General features: G+C 65.4%; 14 protein-coding genes. 9 read left to right on the forward strand and 5 right to left on the reverse strand.

Translation table 11 applies throughout. The features are described 5' to 3' along the window. Together FHW58_RS09855 and FHW58_RS09860 are read left to right on the forward strand one after the other, a co-directional pair. Complete coding sequence (locus FHW58_RS09855; protein ID WP_179672835.1) at nucleotides 1-2,124, forward strand: TonB-dependent siderophore receptor; 2,124 nt, start codon at nucleotides 1-3, stop codon at nucleotides 2,122-2,124. 86 nt (nucleotides 2,125-2,210) lie between these two features. Continuing rightward, nucleotides 2,211-3,317, forward strand: a complete 1,107-nt coding sequence (locus FHW58_RS09860) for a patatin-like phospholipase family protein (RefSeq protein ID WP_229265112.1) — start codon at nucleotides 2,211-2,213, stop codon at nucleotides 3,315-3,317. An 8-nt stretch (nucleotides 3,318-3,325) separates the two neighbouring features. Here FHW58_RS09860 and FHW58_RS27795 read toward each other — a convergent pair whose 3' ends face one another. Then, a complete protein-coding gene (locus FHW58_RS27795) occupies nucleotides 3,326-5,026 on the reverse strand; it encodes an FAD-dependent oxidoreductase (RefSeq protein ID WP_179672836.1) in 1,701 nt (566 codons plus the stop codon). Between the two features lie 83 nt (nucleotides 5,027-5,109). Continuing rightward, nucleotides 5,110-5,439, reverse strand: coding sequence for a hypothetical protein (locus tag FHW58_RS09870; RefSeq protein WP_179672837.1), 330 nt, complete (start codon nucleotides 5,437-5,439; stop codon nucleotides 5,110-5,112). Nucleotides 5,440-5,556: 117 nt separating this feature from the next. Here FHW58_RS09870 and FHW58_RS09875 point away from each other — a divergent pair, with 117 nt between their 5' ends. After that, nucleotides 5,557-6,633 (forward strand): type II asparaginase, encoded by a 1,077-nt coding sequence (locus tag FHW58_RS09875; RefSeq protein WP_179672838.1) that lies wholly within the window; start codon nucleotides 5,557-5,559, stop codon nucleotides 6,631-6,633. 6 nt (nucleotides 6,634-6,639) lie between these two features. Here FHW58_RS09875 and FHW58_RS09880 read toward each other — a convergent pair whose 3' ends face one another. Beyond that, nucleotides 6,640-7,263 carry a flavin reductase family protein gene (locus tag FHW58_RS09880; RefSeq protein WP_179672839.1) on the reverse strand — a complete coding sequence of 208 codons (624 nt, stop codon included), beginning with the start codon at nucleotides 7,261-7,263 and terminating at the stop codon, nucleotides 6,640-6,642. Nucleotides 7,264-7,367: 104 nt separating this feature from the next. On the opposite strand from FHW58_RS09880, the gene FHW58_RS09885 reads away from it, so the two are divergent. Further along, on the forward strand, nucleotides 7,368-7,817 hold the full coding sequence (locus tag FHW58_RS09885; protein WP_179672840.1) for a GNAT family N-acetyltransferase: 450 nt from the start codon (nucleotides 7,368-7,370) through the stop codon (nucleotides 7,815-7,817). Nucleotides 7,818-7,823: 6 nt separating this feature from the next. Here the strand turns inward: FHW58_RS09885 and FHW58_RS09890 are convergent, their stop codons facing one another. Continuing rightward, entirely contained in the window at nucleotides 7,824-8,669 is an 846-nt protein-coding gene (locus FHW58_RS09890) for a type 1 glutamine amidotransferase domain-containing protein (protein ID WP_179672841.1), read from the reverse strand. A 98-nt stretch (nucleotides 8,670-8,767) separates the two neighbouring features. Between FHW58_RS09890 and FHW58_RS09895 the strand changes: the two genes are divergently transcribed. Beyond that, nucleotides 8,768-9,667 carry a LysR family transcriptional regulator gene (locus FHW58_RS09895; protein WP_179672842.1) on the forward strand — a complete coding sequence of 300 codons (900 nt, stop codon included), beginning with the start codon at nucleotides 8,768-8,770 and terminating at the stop codon, nucleotides 9,665-9,667. Nucleotides 9,668-10,226: 559 nt separating this feature from the next. Here the strand turns inward: FHW58_RS09895 and FHW58_RS09900 are convergent. Beyond that, a complete protein-coding gene (locus FHW58_RS09900) occupies nucleotides 10,227-11,810 on the reverse strand; it encodes a methyl-accepting chemotaxis protein (RefSeq protein ID WP_229265113.1) in 1,584 nt (527 codons plus the stop codon). 371 nt (nucleotides 11,811-12,181) lie between these two features. Here FHW58_RS09900 and FHW58_RS09905 point away from each other — a divergent pair, with 371 nt between their 5' ends. From FHW58_RS09905 to FHW58_RS09920, 4 genes are read left to right on the forward strand one after another with little or no spacing between them, the layout of a single operon-like run. Further along, nucleotides 12,182-12,748 carry a DUF308 domain-containing protein gene (locus FHW58_RS09905; protein WP_179672844.1) on the forward strand — a complete coding sequence of 189 codons (567 nt, stop codon included), beginning with the start codon at nucleotides 12,182-12,184 and terminating at the stop codon, nucleotides 12,746-12,748. Nucleotides 12,749-12,763: 15 nt separating this feature from the next. Then, the gene (locus FHW58_RS09910) at nucleotides 12,764-12,964 is read left to right on the forward strand and encodes a hypothetical protein (RefSeq protein WP_179672845.1); all 201 of its coding nucleotides are present in this window, start codon (nucleotides 12,764-12,766) and stop codon (nucleotides 12,962-12,964) included. Between the two features lies 1 nt (nucleotide 12,965). After that, nucleotides 12,966-14,657: a hypothetical protein gene (locus tag FHW58_RS09915; RefSeq protein ID WP_179672846.1), complete on the forward strand. Its 1,692-nt coding sequence runs from the start codon at nucleotides 12,966-12,968 to the stop codon at nucleotides 14,655-14,657. A 39-nt stretch (nucleotides 14,658-14,696) separates the two neighbouring features. Then, the gene (locus tag FHW58_RS09920) at nucleotides 14,697-16,481 is read left to right on the forward strand and encodes an EAL domain-containing protein (RefSeq protein WP_179672847.1); all 1,785 of its coding nucleotides are present in this window, start codon (nucleotides 14,697-14,699) and stop codon (nucleotides 16,479-16,481) included. Nucleotides 16,482-16,488: the final 7 nt, after the last annotated feature.

Consider the following 16,488-nt stretch of genomic DNA (forward strand, 5'->3'; position numbering starts at 1 on the left):
ATGCCAGTACCACGCATCACCAGCAGCCTGCTGCTGGCGGTGTCGGCTTGCGCCTGCGCGACGGACCTGCCGCAGCCGCAGCAAGTCGTCGTCGCCGGTTCCAGCGCCGACCAGCGCCAGCGCGACACCACCACCAGCATTGTGATCCAGCACGCGGACATTGTGCGGCAAGGCGACCAAGCGCTGTCCGATGTGCTCAAGCGCCTGCCGGGCATCAGCATCACCGGCGCGCCGGGCCAGGGCGGCGCAATCCAGATGCGCGGCCTGGGCAACGGCTACACGCAGATCCTGCTGAATGGCGAGCCAGTGCCGTCGGGCTTCTCGCTGGATGCCATCGCTCCCGAGACCATCGAGCGCATCGAAATCCTGCGCAGCGCCACGGCGGAGCTGAGCAACCAGTCGGTAGCGGGCGCGATCAACATCATCCTGAAAAAAGCGGTAAAACGCGGACAACGCTCCGTGACGGCCAGCGTCGCCAGGCAGCACGGCGTCAACACGCCGGCGCTCAGCGCCCAACTCTCCGACCAGCATGACGCCTACTCCTACAACCTCGCCGCCACACTGACCCGCAAACGCAGCGAAAAGGCGTTCACCGACTGGCAGGAGGAGCGTGATGCGTCCGGCCGGGTAACGTTGCTGCGCCGCACGCCACAAACCGAATCGGGACGCACCGACGCGCTGACATTGACGCCGCGCCTGAACTGGAAACTGGATGACACCGACACGCTCAGCTGGCAAAACTTCGCCTATCTTCGGCGCGTGGACAATCTCGCGCGCGCTGACGAAACGGCGCTGACCGGTGGCCATAGCGACTATCCGCGCAACACCGCCAACTTCGTCGCCAACTTCGTCATGCTGCGCAGTGACGTGACCTGGACACACGCGCTGTCGAATGGCGACAAGCTGGAGATGAAGGTGGGCGCCAGCACCAACCGCCGCACCGGCACCTTTGACTTTCACGGCATGGATACGGCAGGCCGGCCGCTGGCGCGTCATCATGTGGATTCCGGACCGGTGGAGAACGACGTCAACAGCAGCGGCACGTATCGCCATCCCGTCGGCGACCGCCATGCGGTGGCGATCGGCTGGGACGCCTCGCATGCGCGCCGCAGCGAAAACCGCGACGAGACGCTATTCGATGCTGCCGGCGGACTGGCAGGCCGCAACAACGCGGATTACACGGCGGCGGTCGACCGTGTGGCGCTGTTTGCACAGGATGAGTGGCAGGTGACCAGACGTTATTCGCTGTATCTCGGCTTACGCCACGAGCGGCTCGGCACCGCCAGCCGCGCACTGGCGGCCAACGCGCCGGATGCGCTGGACAATAGTTCCGCGGTGTGGAGTCCATCCCTGCAGTCACGCTACGAGCTGGCGAACCAGGACGTGCTGCGGCTGGCAGTCAGCCGCACGTACAAGGCGCCCGAACTGGCCAGGATGGTGCCACGCCGCTACACCAAGGACAACAACAATAATCCCACCAATCCGGACGAACAAGGCAATCCGGCGCTGCGACCGGAGCTGACCTGGGGACTGGATGCAGCGTATGAACATTATCTTGGCGATGGTGCGCTGCTCAGTGCCGGCGTCTACGCGCGCCGCATCCGCGACGTGACGCAGTGGCGCCTGTTCGAGCAGGACGGCGTATGGGTGACTGCCCCGTTCAATGATGGCAACGCGCGCGTACACGGCGTTGAACTGGAGGCCAAGCTGCGTGTGACCAAAGCACTGGATGTGCGGGCGAACGTGGCGCGCAACTGGTCGCGGGTCGACAATGTGCCGGGGCCGGACAACCGCCTGGAATCGCAGACGCCGGCCACCGCCAACGTTGGCGCCGACTATCGCTGGTCGGCGCTGACCGTGGGCGGCAATATGAATTATCAGGCCGCAGGGCCATCGCGCCAGTCGGCGCAGGTGCTGAACAGCGCCAGTGCCAAGCGCGAACTGGATGTGTATGCGCTATGGAAGATGAACGCTAAAACCCAGCTGCGCGTCTCGGCCAGCAATCTGCTGCATCAGGACGCCACCGAAACCTCCAGCTTCATTGACGCCAGCGGCGCCACCCGTACCTTCCGCCAGATGCCCACTCAGCCGACGGTACGCGTGCAACTGGAGCACCAACTGTAATCAGTGCAGGGTGCGGCCGATCCGCCCAGGCCGGAACACACTGCGGTCAGCGTCCTTCAAGCGATGGTGTGATATCGTTGCGGCCTATGACGCAACAATCGTATAAACCGTTTAAACGCTGCATGGTGCTCGGCGGTGGCGGATTCCGCTTCGGCATTTACATCGGCATGTACGCCGCGCTGCGGCAGGCCGGCAAGGCGCCGGACGTGCTGCTGGCCAGCTGCGGCGGCGCCATCGCCGCCACCATCATCCACAACCTGCCCGATCCCGAGGCGCAGCGCGCGTGGCTGTCGTCCGAGTCGATGTACCGCTTCTGGTGCAGCCTGCGCTCTACCGAGCACGCGGCGCTGATCGGCAACTTGCTGCGCGCCGCTCGGCGCAAGTTGTCCAGCGCGGCCGCGCCGGTGATTCCGGACCTGTTTAACGACTACCTGTTCGAGATACCGCCGCAACTGCCCTTCCCGCCCGCCTCCGGCACGGCGGAGGTCGATGTCGCCATCATCGGCGGCAAGCTGCTGTTCGGCCCCGGGGACGTGGGCCAGCCGCGCGGCCAGCGCAAGCTGTACGCGGAGACGGTGTTCTGCAACCAGCGCGCCGCCGCCGCGCTGCATGGCATGGACTCGCCGCTGGCCGACGCCCGCTGGGGCGAGCACGCCATCGCGCGTGAGCTGCGCATCGACGGCAGCGTGCCGCTCACCGAAGCCGCGCGCATCTCCATCGCCGACATGATCTACTTCCGCTGCGCGCAGTATCGCGGCGACGAATACATCGGCGGTGTGCTGGACCTGTTCCCGGTCGAAATCGCCCGCCGCCTCGGCGAGGAAGTCATCATGGAATTCAAGGAAGCGTTCGACCAGGTGTTCTCGATCCCCGCCTGGCGCGCGGTGCTGGGCGTGGACGGCAATGCGCGCCTGCGCTACGCCAACAGCCATCTGGCCGACATCCGCATCGATTCATCGGACGTGTCGGTGGTGCTGGAACGGCAGCAGATGCAGCAAAAGCTGGACTGGCTGCGCAACCGCATCGAGCTGCAGATGCCGCCGTCCCACGACATCTTCGTGCAGCACATGAACGACCAGTGGCAGTACGGCTACGACCGCGCGCGCGAAGCGCTGGCGCGGCCGCCACGCCAGCAGCCGATGGTGCGCCGCGCCAACCGCCACAGCAAGCCGCTGCGCAGCATCGAGCCTTAAATCGAGCCTTAAAGGAAGTCCGACGCCAACGCCTGGTGCAGCGAGGCCACCGCCGCCGAGCCCTCGCCCACCGCCGCCGCCACCCGCTTGACGGAGCCGCTGCGCACATCGCCCACCGCAAACACGCGCGGACGGCTGGTTTCCAGCAGATGGCGCGGCCGCTCCAGCGGCCAGCGCCCGGCCGGCACGTCCGACCCGGTGAGCACGAAGCCCTTGTCGTCCAGCGCCACGCAATCGCCCAGCCATGCGGTGCTGGGCTCGGCGCCGAGGAACAGGAACAGATGGCGCGCCGGCGCCTCGCGCGGTTCGCCGCCTTCGCTTTGCCAGCAGATGCTTTCCAGCCTGTCGGTGCCGCGCAGTTCCACGATCTGCTTGTGGGTGTGCAGCGTGATCTTCGGCGACGCCTCGATGCGCTGGATCAGATAGCGCGACATGCTGGCCGCCAGTCCGCCCGAGCGCACCACGATGTGCACATGCTTCGCGTGGCCCGACAGGAACACCGCCGCCTGCCCGGCCGAATTGCCGCCGCCGACGATCACCACTTCCTCGTCGGTGCAGAAGTTCGCCTCCATGAACGAGGCGCTGTAGTACACGCCGCGTCCCTCGAAGCGCTCCAGCTCCGGCAAGGCCGGCTTGCGGTAGCGCGCGCCGCTGGCGATGACGATGGACCGCGCGCGCAGCTGCTCGCCGCTGTCGATTTGAATGCCGTATTCCGGACTGTCGCAATCGACCTTGCTGACCTTGACCGGCACCGCCACCTCGGCGCCGAACTTGCGCGCCTGCGACAGGCCGCGGCCGGCCAGCGCCTGGCCGGTGATCCCGGTGGGGAAGCCAAAGTAGTTTTCGATCTTGGAGCTGGCGCCGGCCTGGCCGCCGGGCGCCTTGGCGTCCAGCACCGCCACCGTCAGGCCCTCGGACGCCGCATACACGGCCGCTGCCAGGCCCGCCGGGCCGGCGCCCACCACCACCACGTCGAACAGGCGGCCGTCGATGCTGTCCGGCGAAATGCCGATGCCGTCGGCCAGCTGGCGTAGCGTCGGGCGGCGCAGCACCTCGCCGTTCAGCGTGACCACCGCGGGAATGTCCTCCGGCTTGACGCCGAAGCGGGCCATCAGCTTGTGCGCCTCGTCGTCGGCGTCGTACTCGGTGTCGAAATAGGCGGCCGGCTGGCCATTGCGGTTGAGGAACTGGCGCAGTACCAGCGTTTCCTGCGAATCGCGCGCGCCAAACACCACCACGCCGCCGGTCTGGTCCTGCATGTAGGCCACGCGCCGCAGGATGAAGGCGCGCATGATGGTTTCGCTCAGCGCCGCCTCCGAAATCACCAGCGTGCGCAGCGACTCTTCGCTGACCACGATCAGCTCACTGTCGCTGACCACGCGCGCGGTGGCGACGGCGGCGCGGCCGGCCAGCGCGCCCATCTCGCCGGTGAACATGCCGGGGCCGTGGGTGCCGAGCACCGTCGACCCCAGCGCCGAGCCGCGCTCGACCTCGATCGCGCCGGAGATGAGCACGTACATGGGGATGTGGCGCTCGCCCTGGCGGAACAGTACCGAGCCGGCGGCAAAACGCCGGCGCTCGCCGTAGCGCAGCAGCACGTCGAACTGGTCTTCGCTCAGGGTGGGAAAAATCTGGTGACGGCGGTTGCCGATGTCGGATGATGCCAAATGCGGGGCGACGTTGTTGCCGCCCCCGGGTTGCTGTGCCATGCCGTATCCTCGCGGTGTGATACAGCCATCATAGCGCTAATTGCACAACGCGGCAGCCTTCCTTCGGACAGGCAGGCCGGGTCTTACTGGCACAGCTGCTTCCACTGCGCGTCGAATTCGGCCGGCGACACGTCCTGCGCCAGCAAGGTCAGGTCGCGCGCCACTGAAATATAGCGCTGGAAGCCGATGTAGCCGCCAAACGCGTCCTTGGCGTTGACCTCGCCGCACGGCGCGCCGCCCTTGCCGATGAACTGGTTGCGGAACTGGGCCTGGCTGGGTTCCAGGATCTTTTCCTTGACATATTTTTCACCCAGCTTGGTCAACGTCGCCGCGTCCTCCTGCTGTTTTTGCGCCGCCGTCTTGCCGCAGCCGGCCAATACCAGCGCCAACGCCATCGTGATAGCCAATCTCATATGTTTTCTCTTTTATATGTGTGCCGCGATCCCACCTTAACGCAGCAACAGCCCGCATTGTTGACACGCGGGGCTTTTGTTAATATCCCAAGCTTTACAGTCCGCTCAGGAGAACACATGCTCTACCCTCAACCCGCCCGCTGGTGCAAAGCCCTGCTGGCTTGTGCAATGTTGCTCAGTTCCTATGCCGGGGCAGCTGAAAAGCTGGCCCACGTGACCATCCTGGCCACCGGCGGCACCATCGCCGGCAGCGGCGCCACCAGCACCACCACGGTCGGCTATACCGCCGCCACCGTCGGCGTCAACCAGCTGATCGCGGCGGTGCCGGAGCTGGCCAAGGTCGCCGACGTCAAGGGCGAGCAGGTGTTCCAGATCGCCAGCGAAAACATGAGTAATGAACATTGGCTCAAACTGGCCCAGCGCGTCAACACCCTTTTGGCCCAGCCAGACGTTGACGGTATCGTCATCACGCACGGCACCGACACGCTGGAAGAAACCGCCTACTTCCTCGACCTGACCGTCAAGAGCCGCAAGCCGGTGGTGCTGGTGGGCGCCATGCGTCCGGGCACCGCGCTGTCGGCCGATGGTCCGATCAACCTGTACAACGCGGTGCTGCTGGCGGCCAGCCAGGAAGCGGTCGGCAAGGGCGTGCTGGTGGCGATGAATGACCAGATCCACGCCGCCCGCGACGTCACCAAGACCAACACCTCGACCCCGGACAGCTTCAAGACGCCGGAACTGGGCATGCTGGGCTACATCCAGGGCAACAAGCCCTACTTCTACCACGTGCCGGCGCGCAAGCACACCGCCGACACCGAGTTCGACGTCAGCAAGCTGAGCGCGCTGCCGCAGGTGGACATCGTCTACGGCTACGCCAATGTGGGTCCGGTGGCGCTGAACGCGCTGGTGGCGGCCGGCGCCAAGGGCATCGTCCACGCCGGCGTGGGCGACGGCAGCCTGGCCACCCCGGTCAAGGCGGCGCTGGTGGCGGCGCGCAAGCAAGGCGTGCTGATCGTGCGTTCCAGCCGCGTCGGCCAGGGCATCGTGGCGCGCAACGGCGAAGCCAACGACGACGAGCTGGACTTCGTGGCGTCGGACACGCTGAATCCGCAGAAAGCCCGCATCCTGCTGATGCTGGCGCTGACCAAAACCACCGACAGCAAACAGATTCAGCGCATGTTCGCCACTTATTGATGACGCTTACGGGTAGCTGGGCCGCGCCATGCGGAACCGGCTCTCCGGCGTGATTTCAAAGTAGTCGGCCGGACCGCCACCCCGCAAGATGGTGCGCGAGCCGGCCGTGTCATATACGCCGTCGCGCAGCAGCTCGTGCGCGATATGCACGCCCACCACTTCCCCCAGGATCAGCCAGGTATTGGTGTCCGCGCCGGACGCGCTCTGCAGGCGGATGATCTGCGTGCGCCGGCATTCGAACGACACCGGGCTTTCCGCCACGCGCGGCACACGGACGATGTTGGACGCGGTTGGCGTCAGCCCGGCCAGCTGGAACTCGTCCACCTCCGGCGGCGCCGGCGCGCAGCTGGCGTTCATGGCGTCGGCCAGCGGGCGGGTGGCCAGGTTCCAGACGAATTCGCCGGTTTCCTCGATATTGCGCAGCGTGTCCTTGCGGCCCAGGCTGGCGAAGCCGATCAGCGGCGGCGTGTAATTGAAGGCGTTGAAGAAGCTGTACGGCGCCAGGTTGAGGTTGCCGTTGGCGGCGCGGGTGGAAATCCAGCCGATCGGGCGCGGGCCGACGATGGCGTTGAACGGGTCGTGCGGCAGGCCGTGGCCCCGTGCCGGTTCGTAAAAATAGGGAGTATGCATGGCCCATTGTCGCACACGTCCCCGCAACAATTTATACAAATTGGGTATTGCGCTCCTGCGGTGTGGGTATTACGCTAAGTAAATCACTTACTTGAAACACGTCCATGGATCTCGACCTGCAATTTCGCCCGATGAAGGCGCCTCCGACCGCCAAAGTGCTGCTGGCTTTTCGCAGGGATGCCGGCTTCAACAGCGTCATGCCGCAAGCGCAGGCCCACGATCCGCGCGGCACCATCCAATGGGTGTCGGTGGAATTGAAAAACAAGCAAATCGGCATCGCCCGGCTGGAACTGGCGCCGCCGGCGTTCTGCTTTGTGTCGGACCTGATGATTTTGAGCCAGTATCGCGGACGCGGCGTCGGCCACTGGTTCGTCAAGCGGATCGAGCAATACTGCCTCGGTTCGGGCATCTTGCGCCTGATCCTGGAGGCGGCGGAAGGCACCGACCGTTTCTACCAGTCGCAATCCTTTTTCCCCGACCCGCTGGCGCCGCGCCTGTGGCGCAAGGAAATCAGCCCCCTGCAGCGGCGCCTCTTCAAGCCGATGTTTGCCTGATCCGGCTCAGCGCTTCAGCCTTGCCAGTAATGCGTCGGCCACGCCGTTGGCCGAGGCCGGATTCTGGCCGGTAATCAGTTCCCGATCCGTCACCACGTAAGGCTGCCAGTTGGCCGCGCTGCTGTAGGCGCCGCCCGCCGCTTGCAGCGCCGTTTGCGGCGTGAATTTCATCGTGCCGCCGTTCAGCATCGGCTTGGCGGCATCCTCTTCCTGGTTGCTGATCACCGTCATCTTGTAACCGGCGTAAATCCAGCCCTGTGGCTTGGCCGCCTTGCCGCCGCTTTCCAGCGGCTTGGTCAGTTGATGCGGCTGGGCCAGCGTCGACAGCAGCGCGATCGGACCGTGGCAGACCAGCGCGGTGGGTTTGCCTTGCTGGTGGAAGGCGGTCAGCAGGCGGCCCAGCGGGGCGCTGTACAGCAAATCCTGCATCGGCGCGTGGCCGCCGGGGATATAAATGGCGTCATAGCGGTCGTACCCGGCCTGCTCCACGCGCGCCAGACTGATCACCGGCGAGCTGGCGGCCGCGGTCAGCTGCAGCTTGTCCAGCAGTGCCAGATGCTGCTGCATGCTGGCTTCATCATTGCCGAAGTACATTTGGTCCAACGAATGGCGGTCCACGGTCGGCACCTTGCCCAACGGGGTGGCGAAGGTGACAGTGTGGCCGGCATCCAGCAGCTTTTTGACCGGCTGCATCAGCTCGTTGGCGTAGAAGCCGGTGTCGAAGCTACGGTTGTCGCGCAGCGCCAGCTGGGACTCGTCGGACAACACAACCAGTACATTGGCGGCGTGGGCGCCGAGGGCGGACAGGCTCACAATGGCGCCGGCAACGGCGTTACGGAGGGTGGGCATCATGGTATGGCTCCTTGTTTTGACAGTGGCGCCAGTGTATTCGTGTCTTGAATGTGATTAAATAACCTCCGATTCAAATCATTTGTTCGCAAAAGGTGAAAATGGCGAGACAATTCGATCACATGGCAGACCTGGAGGCGTTTGTCACCATCGTCGACAAGGGCACGATCAGCGCGGCGGCGGTGGCGCTGGGCACCACGCCGTCGGTGCTGAGCCGCGCGGTCGCCCGGCTGGAGGCGCGGCTTGGCGTCCAGCTGATGCGCCGCACCACCCGCCGGCTGAGTGTGACGGAGGCCGGCAACCTGTACCTGGAGCAAGCGCGCAACGCCTTTGGCCTGATCGCCGATGCCGAACGCGCCATTCAGGGACAAGGCGGCGAACTGTCCGGCAAGGTGCGCATCAGCGTGCCGACCACCTACGGCCATTACCGGCTGCCGGCGATGTTACGGCCGTTCATTGAGCGGCATCCGCAGGTGTCCGTCGAGTTAAGCGTCAGCAATCGCAACGTCGATCTGGTTGCCGAGGGCTACGACCTGGCGATCCGGCTGGGCGAACTGGCTGACAGCGGGTTAGCGGCCAAGCGGCTGGGCGACGAAGCCGTGTGCCTGGTGGCGTCGCCGGATTATTTGCGTCGGGCCGGCACGCCGGAGACGCTGGACGAACTGGCCGGGCACGCTTGCCTGCCCTTCATCATGCCGAGCACTGGGCGGCAGGCGCCGTGGCTGCTGCACGTGGATGGCAAGGAAATCGACTGGCAGGCGCCGGCCCGCCTGCGGGTGGCGGACGATGTGCTGGGGGTGGTGTCGCTGGCCGAGCAGGGCTTAGGCATTTGCCAGACCTATCATTTCGTGGCGGCGGACAGGCTGGTTGCCGGTCGGCTGGTCGAGGTGCTGCCTGGGCTGCGCGGACGCAGCAGGCCGTTTTCGCTGATTTATCCACCGCACCGGCGGTTGTCGGCGGCGGTGCGGGCGCTGATTGATGCTTTGCCCGGCGGTTGTTAACAAATTCTGTGGATAAGGCTGTTAACAAGCATCAAGGCACACCAACAAGTGCTTGTTTCGTAAGGACAAATGTTTGCTGCGTAATTTTTCCGCAGCAAAGTTATCCACCGCGCGGGCGGTCGAATCAGTCATAAAGCGGCATGCCCGCCATTTCGCCAGCCACTCCTCACCCGCGAGATTATAAATACCGTCACGCCAACAATCGGATATTCCACAAGCACGCCAATTAAGCGGCGATAATCGAAGTTACCGTCGAGCTGAATATCGGCATGCGTTGAAATAATATATCGATAAGCATGCAGGCAAAATATGCGACACGCCACAATGCTGCCAAATTATGCCGCCGACTATATCGCTGATTCCGGCCACACGCGCATATCGCCGCCGGGTCAATAAACAGCCGGCGGGTTCTGCCCTGCCGGCGCAAAGCCGATGTATTGGCGTCCATCCTGCTCTCCCGTAGGAAAGCGACACTGAAGCATGCCAAAAACCGGCGCCTTCAGGCCAATTTTTGGCATAAAAAAGCGGCGCGGCAAGCCGCGCCGCCTTGCTCTGCCTATCAGCCGTTGGCCAACCGCAAATTGCGGTGCGTGCGCGAATTCATCGTCGCGCTGGTTTTCACCGGCAAATGCGCGATATTCGATTCTGCGGCATCCAATTTAAACTGCCCGACGATGTCATTTAAATGCGCAGCCTGTTCCTTTAATTCCTCGGCAGCCGCGCTGGCTTCCTCCACCAAGGCGGTATTCTGTTGCGTCATGCCATCCATTTGCCCCAGGGCCTGGCTGACCTCCTGAATACCCGCACTTTGCTCCTGACTCGCGTCGCTTATTTCAGCCATAATCTCCGTCACCCGGCGAACGCTGTCCACGACCTCGTGAATAGTAATCCCCGCCTTTTGTACCAGCTCGGAACCACTGCCGACTTTAACCACCGAATCATCAATCAGGATTTTAATTTCCTTGGCCGCCTGCGCCGCGCGGTGCGCCAATACCCTTACCTCGCTGGCCACCACCGCAAAACCCCGGCCTTGCTCACCGGCGCGGGCCGCTTCCACCGCCGCATTCAACGCCAGAATATTCGTCTGGAAAGCAATGCCGTCGATAACAGAAATAATCTCAACGATTTTTTTCGACGATTCATTGATCGATTCCATGGTATCGGTCACTTGGCGCATCACCACACCACCCTGCTCCGACACGTCTGACGCCGACTGCGACAGCTGATTGGCCTGCTGCGCATTGCTGGCATTCTGCTTCACCGTCGAGGTCAACTCCTCCATCGCCGTCGCCACCCGCTCCAGCGACTGCGCCTGCTGCTCGGTGCGCTGCGACAGGTCGGCATTGCCGGTCGCGATCTCCTGCGACGCATGGCTGATCGCCTCGGTGCCATGCCGCACCTCGCTGACGATGCCCGCCAGGCTGTCGCGCATGCCCTTGATGGCAAACAGCAAACTATCCTTGTCTTCCGGCGCCAGATGCACACTGACCGCCAGGTCGCCCTTGGCGATGCGGCTGGCGATTTCGGCTGCGTAGACCGGCTCGCCGCCCAACTGCTTCAGCAACAGCCGCTTGATCAAGCCGGCAATCACCACGCTCAGGACAAAAGCCACCACCGCCAGCACCGTCACCAGGCGCCGCGCGCCCGTGGCGTCGTCTTCCACCATTTCGGCAGCGCCTTCCGACTCTTTCTGCACCGACTTCACCAGCACGCCCATGTCCTGCACGATGCGGCGGCGCAGCGGGCTGCACTCCTCGACCAGGAAGCGGCCGTATTCCTCCATCTTGCCCGCCTCGCGGTACTGGCGCGGGCGCTTCAGCTCGTTCGCCATGGCCAGCAGCCCTTCCTTCACCTTGGCAAATTGCGGATCGTTGGCATACACCGGCGTCATTTTCTCGACGGCGGCCAGATACACCGCCTTTTGCTCATCAACGATGTCCAGTTCGCGCATGGCCTGCGCGTTGTCGGTGAAAATGTAGGCATTGCGCGCGGCCAGGCCGGTCTGCGCCAGCGCCTCGCGCGCCAGGTACAGCGGCTCCAGCCGCTCGGAGGAGATGCGATTATCTTCGTAGAAGGCCTTCGACAGCGACGACACGCGCATTACCGAAAACACCGCCAGCACCAGCATCAGCGCGGTCAGCATGCCAAAGCCCAGCGACAACTGGGTACCGATTTTTAATTTCTTGAACGAGTCCATGGGACGCTCCTGTGGTAGGCAAAGTCGGGTTGAACAACCAGGCTCGCGGGATCAGGGCGATGGAAAACCGATGGAACAGTCGGGATGGGGACGGAAAAGGCGGCGGAGGCGCTGGCTAGGGCGTGGCCGGCGCGTCGGAACAATGCATCTGCCCACACTATGCCCTAAAAGATTCCATACATCAACATAAATGAAACCAGCGCTTCACAAGCTGTAGGTTCTACGGAAAAATCTTGACTCCAGTCCTACTAGAAGGTAGGCTACCATTCATTGACCTACCAACTAATAGATAGCAAACACTCTGCAAAGGATATTCCATGAACCAAGCCTCCACCACGGCCGCTTTCTCCGCGAATGAAAGCTGGCTGAAAACCTACTACTTCACCCGCGCCGCCGTTGCCGCCGCCTGGGTGTTTCTTGCACTGAATGCCGACCAGAGCGGCCCGCTGGCTGCCATGCTGTTCGTGTTCTACCCGCTGTGGGACGCCGTGGCCAACCTGGTCGATGGCGCGCGCAGCGGTGGCATCTCCCGCAACCATACCCAGCAGTTCAATGTCATCGTCAGCCTGGCGGTCGCCGTTGGCGTCTATCTCGCCCTGCCCGACATGCATCGCGTGCTGAGCGTGTTCGGCGTCTGGGCCATCCTGTCCGGCGTGCTGCAGCTGGGCACCGGATTGCGCCGCCGTAAGCAGTATGGCGCGCAGTGGGCGATGATCCTGAGCGGCGCGCAATCGGCGCTGGCCGGCGGCGTGTTCATCTTCCAGGCGCAGGCGGCCGCCACGCCGACTGTCGCCACTGTGGCCGGCTACGCCGGGTTTGGCGCCTTTTATTTCCTGGTGTCCGCCCTGTCCCTGAGCATCAGCGGCCTGCGCCGCGACAAATAAACGCAAGGAGCCACCATGGCCAGCCATCCTGTCACGCCGGTCGCCTCGGTCTCCGCGATCCGCTGCGCCCGGATCAGGACCGGCGAGCGCCAGGCCACCTATTTTGCCCAACTGGAAGAATGGCGGTTCTACTCGCACATGCTGGCCGCGGAACGCCGCCAGCGTGAGCGGGACGCCGTCCCGTTTCCCCACCCCGCTGACGACAGCGCCGCTTAACATGCCGATCAAGACCCTGCTTCTCGCCACATCGCTGTCGATGCCGCTGCTCGCCGCCGCGCAGCCTGCCACCCTGCCCAAACTGGACCTGCTGATGATGCCGCACCAGCACGGCGCCGAGGTCGACGCCATCGGCGTCCGGCTGACCATCGACAATCCGCACCTGGCGCCCGGCGCCAGCCTGCTGACCATGCCGACCTACGCGGTGTCGATCGACGTGCCGGCTTACGCGGCCGACGCGATCGAGGCCCGCGACGATGCCGGTCCGCTGACGCTGACGGTCAAGGAAGGCGAGCCCGATCCGTCGATGGTGTTCCGAGACTACCTGGTTGGCCGCGCCACGGTCGGCAACGTGGTGGTGCGCTACACCGGCAAGCCGCGCGCGGTGGACGCCCACACCCGCAACGGCCCGCTGTACGATTTGCGCGCCGAGGCCGGCGGCCTGCTGGGCGCCGGCATGTACTTCCTGGCCCTGCCCGCGGACGAGCGCCGCTACCAGATCACGCTGGACTGGGACCTGTCGCAGGCCGCGCCCGGCACGCGCGGCGTCTGGAGCCTGGGTGAAGGCCGGCAGACGCTGGCCGGCACCAGCGGCGACCTGTTCCAGAGCGGCTTCGCCATCGGCCCGGTGAAGAGCCTGCCGGCCGACGGTCGCGGCCCGTTCGCGCTGTACTGGCTGAGCGAACCGCCGTTCGACATGGCGCGCCTGGCCGCCGACACCCAGGCCATGTACCGCGCCATGGCCAGCTTCTTCCAGGATCAGGGCACCACCTACCGCATCTTCGCGCGCCGCAATCCCTACCCGTCCTCCGGCGGCTCGGGCTGGACCCGTTCGTTTGTGTTCGGCTACGGTTCGGACGGCGCCAACGCCGACGACCAGAAACTGCTGCTGACGCACGAAATGGTGCACAACTGGCCGCGCCTGGATGACAACGACCTCAGCACCACCGCCTGGTACACCGAGGGCACGGCCGAGTACTACACCGCCGTGCTGTTGTACCGCAACCAGTCGATCACGCTCGACAAGTTCGCCGAACTGGTCAACAAGCACACCGAGGATTACATGACCAGCCCGTTCATCCACACCAGCAATCAGCAGGCCGGCGAGCAGTTCTGGTCCGACACGCGCGCGCAACGCCTGCCCTATGTGCGCGGCTTTCTGTACTTCCTGCGCCTTAACGCGCAACTGCGCGAACACACGCAGGGCCGGCGCGGCGTCGACGACCTGGTGCTGGAGGTGCTGCGGCGCCAGCGCGCCGGCCAGCAGGTGCGCGCCGCCGACTGGCGCACGATGGTGGTCGGCGAACTGGGCGAGCCCGCCGGCCGCGACTACGACGACATGGTCAGCGGCAAGCTGATCGAACCACCGGCGTCGGCGCTGGCGCCATGCCTGGCGCGCTCGCTCAGGCAGGTGCGCGCGTTCGACCTCGGCTTCGACGAGATGAGCCACACCGTGGTGCGCCGCCTGCGCGCCGGCTCGCAGGCGGCACTGGCGGGACTGGCCGAGGGCGACCAGATCGCGTCGATGGACAACCTGCAACAGGCCCGCAAGGACGAAACCGGCATGCTGTCGCTGCTGGTCACGCGCGACGGCCAGCAGCGGCGCATCAGCTACCTGCCGCGCGCGCAGCCGGCACCGGTGTGGCGGTGGACGGTGTCGCCGGCCAGCGCGGCGGCCCGTTGCGGTTTTTAAGCCGGGCCGCCTGGCCCGGCTGACGATTGTTTTCCCATCATGACCAGCCTTTCCCCGCATTTCAACGAAGAAGCGCGCCTGGGCGCGCTGCGCAGCCTGCGCCTGCTGGACACCGCGCCCAGCAAAGCCTTTGACCGCATCACGCGCATCGCCAGCCGGCTGCTGCGCGTGCCGATCTCCTCGATTTCGCTGCTGGACCGCGACCGCCAGTATTTCAAGTCGCGCGTTGGCTTCGACCTGGTCGAGGCGCCGCGCGAGGACGCGCCCTGCAACTGGACCATCCGCGGCGAGCGCGTGTGCGTGATCCCCGACCTGTTGCACGATGAGCGCTTCGGCCACACGCCGCTGGTGCGGCGCGGCGGCATGCGCGCCTACGCCGGCGCGCCGCTGATCACCCGCACCGGCCACAGCCTTGGCACGCTGTGCGTGATGGACACCCAGCCGCGCCGCTTCGACGACGACGAGGTGGCGGTGCTGGCCGAGCTGGCGGCGATGGTGATGGCCCAGATCGAGCTGCAAAACAGCATCGGCCGCATCCACCCGGTCAGCGGCTATCCCAACGAATACCAGTTGATCGACGATCTGGACGACCTGGCCGAGCGCCAGCCCGGCGTGCGCCGCGCCGCGCTGCTGGTGGAAAGCGTCACCGCGCGCCAGATGCAGCAAGGGGTGCGGGTGTTCGGCGCCACCTTCGTCGAAAGCCTGATCCAAAGCTCGACCGAGCGCATCCGGCGCGCGCTCGATCCGCGCGCCCGGCTGTATCACCTGAGCGCGGCGCGCTGCGTGGTCCTGCTGGAGGACGGCGCCAACGCGCCCGAGGCGACGGCGCGCCAGTTGCATCTGAGCCTGCGCGATCCGATCGACTGCAACGGCGTGCCGGTGCGCGCCGAGCCGGCCATCGGCATCGATGTGTTCGTGCCTGGCCAGGTGGCCGCGCGCGATGCGCTGCGCCGCCTGTACAGCGCGGTGGACGACGCGCGCGGCACGCCGGCCCGCACCGCCGCCTACGCCGCCAGCCACGACCGCCACCACGCGCGCCGCTTCCAGCTGCTGGCCGGCCTGGCCGGCGCCCTGCAGGCCGAGGACCAGCTGTCGCTGGTGTACCAGCCGCGTGTCGACCTCGACGGCCGGCCGCGTGGCGCTGAAGCGTTGCTGCGCTGGCGCGATCCGCGCCATGGCGACATCTCGCCGGCCGAGTTCGTGCCGCTGGCCGAAGAGACCGCGCTGATCGGCGCGCTGACGCGCTGGGTGCTGCACCACGCGCTGGCGCAACTGGCGCGCTGGCGCGCCGCCGGCGTTACGCTCAAGCTGTCGATCAATGTGTCGGCCGCCGACCTGGAAGAGCCGGGCTTCGCCGGCTGCGTCGCCACGCTGCTGGCACGGCATGGCGTGCCGCCGGCGGCGATCGAGCTGGAATTCACCGAAAGCATGCTGGCCCGCGACGACGGCCGCGTCATCACCCAGCTGCGGGCGCTGCGCGCCATGGGCATCGACATCGCCATCGACGATTTCGGCACCGGCTACAGCAGCCTGGCCTACCTGCAGAAGCTGCCCGCCAGCGTGCTGAAGATCGACCGCGCCTTCATCGGCGACCTGACCGCCAGCGCCCACGACCAGAAACTGGTGCGCGCCATCCTGCGCATGGCGCACGACCTCGGCTACCGGGTGGTGGCGGAAGGCGTCGAGTCGGCCCAGTGCGCGGCGCTGCTGCGCGCCTGGGGCTGCGACGAGGCGCAGGGCTACCACTTCGCCAGGCCGCTCGGCGCCGAGGCACTGATAAAATACTTTGGTGCCATGCTTGACTCCAAACCTACCAGAAGGTAGGATGTTC

It is taken from the genome of Duganella sp. 1224 (genome assembly GCF_013408245.1).
In the GTDB taxonomy this organism is placed as follows: domain Bacteria; phylum Pseudomonadota; class Gammaproteobacteria; order Burkholderiales; family Burkholderiaceae_D; genus Rugamonas.